We start from the raw sequence: 5,179 nt of genomic DNA on the forward strand, positions 1-5,179 counted from the left end.
CCCGCTCCCGCTCCACCAGCAGCGGCAACGGCTCACTGCTGGTGACGAGCTCCCGCAGCGGATACCGGGCCAGGACCTCGTCCACCTCCGGCGTCAACGCCGCCGCCAGACGAGACGCCGCGGGACGGCTCTCGTCCCGCAGGGCATCGACGGCGGTGAGGATCACGTCGCGCAGTCCCTCCTCCTCGGGCACACCGGCGGCCGCCCGCTCGTACAGACGCGCGCCCTCCTCCAGGACGACGTCCGTGTCCATGCCCGCCGGGATCTTGATCCGGGCATGATGACGCCAGGTACTGACCGGGTCCCCCCAAGCCTCGACGGTGAACGTCCACAGGCCGGTTTCCCCGGCGCTGACCGTGGCTCCCCACCGGTCCGTCCCCGGGGCGAGCTCACGCATCGGCGTCCACGGGCCGGGGCGGCCCTCGGGGTCCTTCAGGACGACATTGGCGGCCACCGCGTCATGCCCCTCCCGGAACACGGTCGCCGAGATCTCGAAGCTCTCACCGGTGACGGCCTTGGCCGGCCGGCGGCCGTGCTGGACCACCGGGCGGACGTCCAGGACGGGTATGCGCCCGACCGCGGTCGTCTCGCTCGCGCGTGGTGGTGGCGAGGCCGGTGGAGCGGCCTCGGCCGGGCGCGCGGGGCGTGCTTCGCCGCCGGGTGCGCGCGCCCCGGTGGTGCGGCGGTTGGGGGGTGCTGGCGAATGGTGCTTGGCGGGCATGACCGCTCCTGTCCGCGTCAACGTGGGTAGGCGGATGTGTGTGGGGAGGTGGGTCCTGCGTGATGCTCCTGAGAGGGGTACCCGCAGGAGCCTTCCCACCCTATTCGGGTGGGCAATCCGGCACTTTGTTAACTACTCACGCGTATGTCGACACACAAGACCGGCCTCGCCGCGACGGACGAGGCCGGCCCCCCGGCGTGGCTGCTCCTTCGCCCTACCCGCGCGGCACCCGCAGTAACTTGTCCGGCGAACCGGTGCCCCGGCCGGAGACCTTCCCGGTCGCCGCCGCGGTGGTCAGGGCCCTCCCGACCTGCGCCGGAGTCGCTTGCCGATGATCGGCGAGATAGAGCGCGGCCACACCCGCGGCATGCGGAGACGCCATCGAGGTACCCGAAGAGACGGCCCGCGCGGTGTCGCTCGCGGCCGACGCCGAGGTGATGGCGACGCCCGGGGCGAACAGATCGAGGGCGGGACCGTCGTTGGAGAAGGCCGGTTTCGTATCCCCCCGGTCGGTCGCGCCGACCGTGACGGCCTGCTCGACGCCGCCCGGGGAGTACAGGCCGGCCGGCCTGCCGTCGTTGCCCGCGGCGACCGTGTAGGTGACGCCGGAGGCGATGGAGGCACGGACCGCGGCGTCCAGCCGGTCGTTGCGCGGGCCGCCCAGGCTGAGGTTGGCGACCGCGGGCTTCTTCGCGTGCCGGGTCACCCAGTCGATCCCGGCGATCACCCGGGCCGTGGTGCCCCCGCCCACGGCGTCCAGGACGCGCACGGAGACGATCCGGGCCTTCTTGGCGACGCCGTGGACCGTCCCGGCGACGGTGCCGGCGACGTGTGTGCCGTGACCGTTGGCGTCCGAGGCGACCCGGTCGTTCCCGACGAAGTCCCAGCCGTGGCCCGCCCGGCCCGCGAAGTCCCTGTGGGTGGTGCGGACACCGGTGTCGATCACGTACACCGTCACCCCCGCCCCGGCCCGCCCCGGCCAGCTGTAGCTCCGGTCCAGCGGCAGCTTCGGCTGGTCGACGCGGTCCAGCCCCCACGACGGCGGGTTCCGCTGGGTGCCGTCCAGCCGCACGCGGGTGTCCTGGACGACCGAGGCGACCCGGGGATCGGCGGCCAGCCGCCCGGCCCGTCTCTCGTCCGCCCGGACCGCGTAACCGTTGAGGACCGTGCCGTAGGTGTGGCTGATCTCCACCCCGTACTGTTCGGCGAGGCGCTTTCCGGCCGCCGACCGGGCCCCTGTGCCCTCCCTCAGCGTCACCAGGTAGCTCCCGTGCACGGAGCCGGGTGATCCGGCGCCGAGTATCCGCCCCTCCGGTACGGCGTGCGCGGGCAGGGTGGTGGCCGAAAACGCCGCGGCGCAGAGCAGCGCGCTCAGGCCCCCCGTCCTGCGCAGACGCCGCTCGCGCGTCCGAGCCATGGTCCGAGTTCCCCTCCTCGACTCGGCGTACGGCTGCCGCGCGGCGCCGCGAACGGCGGGTGCGGGCCGGTACGCCAGAGGCAGCCTCTCGTGACGGGTGAAGCACCACAAGGACGCCTATGGGGTGGAATCGGCCATATCCGTGGATGGTGCTGTTCAGGCCGATCGAGGGTCCCGGGGCGGAGCTTCAGCGGCGGGGGCACCGACGCCGGTACTGTCGTAGGAGACGTCGTCGAAGCCCTGCGAAATCCAGCGAACGCGCCGAGGTGGAACCCGTGAAGGCGATCCGTCGATTCACCGTCCGACCCGTTCTCCCCGACCCCCTCCGGCCCCTCAGTGATCTGGCCCGCAACCTGCGCTGGTCGTGGCATGCGGAGACCCGTGACCTGTTCCGGTCCGTCGACCCCGAATGCTGGGCGGCCTCGGGCGGCGACCCCGTCCGGCTGCTCGGCAGCGTGCCGCCCGGGCGGCTGGCGGAGCTGGCCCAGGACCGCCCGTTCCTGCGCCGCCTCACCGCGGTCGCGGGCGATCTGCACGACTACACGACCGGAGACCGCTGGTACCAGACCCAGCCGGAGGAACTGCCCGCCGCGATCGCCTACTTCTCACCGGAGTTCGGCATCACGGCCGCCCTGCCCCAGTACTCCGGCGGCCTCGGTATCCTGGCCGGCGACCACCTCAAGGCCGCCAGCGACCTCGGCGTCCCCCTGATCGGCGTCGGTCTGCTCTACCGGCACGGCTACTTCCGCCAGACCCTGTCCCGGGACGGCTGGCAGCAGGAGCACTACCCGGTCCTCGACCCGAACGAGCTGCCCGTCGCCCAGCTGGAGGAGCCCGACGGCACCCCCGCCCAGGTCGCCCTCGCCCTGCCCGGTGGCAAGCAGTTGCACGCCCGGATCTGGCTGGCGCAGGTCGGCCGGGTCCCGCTGCTGATGCTGGACTCCGACGTCGAGGAGAACGACCTCGGTGAGCGCGGCGTGACCGACCGGCTCTACGGCGGCGGCAGTGAACACCGGCTGCTCCAGGAGATGCTGCTCGGCATAGGAGGGGTCCGGGCGGTACGGACGTACTGCCGGCTGACCGGCCACCCCGCACCGGAGGTCTTCCACACCAACGAGGGGCACGCCGGGTTCCTCGGCCTGGAGCGCATCGCGGAACTCTGCGACGAGGGGCTGGACTTCGACTCCGCGCTGGAGTCGGTCCGCGCCGGGACGGTCTTCACCACCCACACCCCCGTCCCGGCCGGCATCGACCGCTTCGACCGCGCGCTGGTCGCCCGCCACTTCGGCCCCGACGCCGAGCTGCCCCGTATCGACGTCGAGCGCGTCCTGCGGCTCGGCATGGAGACCTACCCCGGCGGGGAGCCCAACCTGTTCAACATGGCCGTCATGGGCCTGCGCCTGGCCCAGCGCGCCAACGGCGTCTCCCTGCTGCACGGCCACGTCAGCCGGGAGATGTTCGCCGGGCTGTGGCCCGGCTTCGACGCCGACGAGGTGCCGATCACATCCGTGACCAACGGGGTGCACGCGCCCACCTGGGTCGCCCCCGAGGTGTTCCGGCTCGGCGCCCGGCAGATCGGTGCCCAGCGCGCCGAGGACGCCCTGACCGTCGGCGGCTCCGACCGCTGGGACGCGGTCGCCGACATCCCCGACCAGGACATCTTCGAGCTGCGGCGCGTGCTGCGCGAGCAGCTCGTGACCGAGGTGCGCGAGCGGCTGCGGGCCTCCTGGCGGCAGCGCGGCGCGCATACGGCCGAGCTGGGCTGGATCGACAGCGTGCTCGACCCGGACGTCCTCACCATCGGCTTCGCCCGGCGCGTCCCCTCGTACAAGCGCCTGACGCTGATGCTGCGCGACCGGGACCGGCTGATGGACCTGCTGCTGCACCCCGAGCGGCCGATCCAGATCGTCGTGGCGGGCAAGGCGCACCCCGCGGACGACGGCGGGAAGCGGCTGGTGCAGGAACTGGTGCGGTTCGCGGACGACCCGCGGGTGCGGCACCGGATCGTGTTCCTGCCGGACTACGGCATGGCGATGGCGCAGAAGCTCTACCCCGGCTGCGACATCTGGCTGAACAACCCGCTCAGGCCACTGGAGGCCTGTGGCACCTCCGGCATGAAGGCGGCGCTCAACGGCTGTCTCAATCTGTCCGTGCTCGACGGCTGGTGGGACGAATGGTTCCAGCCCGACTTCGGCTGGGCCGTCCCCACGGCGGACGGCGTCGGGACCGACCCGGACCACCGTGACGACATAGAGGCCGCGGCGCTGTACGACCTGCTGGAGCAGCGGGTGACGCCCCGCTTCTACGAGCGTGGGCAGAGCGGCCTGCCCGACCGGTGGATCGAGATGGTCCGGCACACGCTGAGCCTGCTCGGGCCGAAGGTGCTGGCGGGTCGGATGGTCCGCGAGTACGTGGAGCGGCTCTACGCGCCGGCGGCCCTGTCCCACCGGTCCCTGGGCCCGGATGCGGCGCGCGATCTGGCCGAGTGGAAGACCAGGGTGCGGGCGGCCTGGCCGGGGGTCACGGTCGACCATGTGGAGACGTCGGCGTCGGAGACCCTGGCGGAGCTCGGTACGACACTCGCGCTGCGGGTGCGGGTGGGGCTCGGTGACCTCGGGCCGGACGACGTCGAGGTGCAGACCGTCTCGGGGCGGGTGGACGAGGAGGACCGCATCGGTGACGCGGCGGTCGTTCCGCTGAAGCCGGTGGGCGTGCCCGACCAGGACGGGCGCTGGGTGTACGAAGGGCCCCTGTCGCTGGATCGCACCGGGCCCTTCGGATACACGGTGCGGATCCTTCCCGCGCATCGGCTTCTGGCCTCCGGCGCGGAGCTGGGTCTGGTGGCCGGGCCTTCCGAGGAGTTGGTGGAGGCCGCGGGGCTGTTGATGCGGTGAGTTCGCCGTTCGCGGATGCGTGGTGGGCTGAGCGCGCCCACGCGGCGGAGCCGCACATCGATACGGCCCCACGCCCCTAGGCCCCTTCTGATGGATCTCCGCGGCGTCGCGACGCCCGGCACGCTCCCCCGTTCTCGGCTTCGCTCG

The 5,179-nt window shown here is 72.8% G+C and carries 3 protein-coding genes; 1 reads left to right on the forward strand and 2 read right to left on the reverse strand.

Annotated features, from left to right (window positions below):
* Both QNO09_RS39415 and QNO09_RS39420 read right to left on the reverse strand, forming a co-directional pair.
* Positions 1-721: maltotransferase domain-containing protein (locus QNO09_RS39415; RefSeq protein WP_283975032.1), on the reverse strand; the 721-nt coding region annotated here is incomplete at its 3' end.
* A gap of 214 nt (positions 722-935) precedes the next feature.
* Positions 936-2,138 carry a S8 family peptidase gene (locus tag QNO09_RS39420; protein ID WP_283975033.1) on the reverse strand — a complete coding sequence of 401 codons (1,203 nt, stop codon included), beginning with the start codon at positions 2,136-2,138 and terminating at the stop codon, positions 936-938.
* A 275-nt stretch (positions 2,139-2,413) separates the two neighbouring features.
* Between QNO09_RS39420 and QNO09_RS39425 the strand changes: the two genes are divergently transcribed.
* A complete protein-coding gene (locus tag QNO09_RS39425; RefSeq protein WP_283975034.1) occupies positions 2,414-5,032 on the forward strand; it encodes a glycosyltransferase family 1 protein in 2,619 nt (872 codons plus the stop codon).
* Positions 5,033-5,179 lie beyond the last annotated feature (147 nt).

It is taken from the genome of Streptomyces sp. 378 (genome assembly GCF_030124145.1).
Taxonomy (GTDB): domain Bacteria; phylum Actinomycetota; class Actinomycetes; order Streptomycetales; family Streptomycetaceae; genus Streptomyces.

Coding starts and splice junctions, on each gene's coding strand:
- QNO09_RS39420 (WP_283975033.1), bottom strand. CDS start 2,138: ATGGCTCGGACGCGCGAGCGGCGTCTGCGCAGGACGGGGGGCCTGAGC.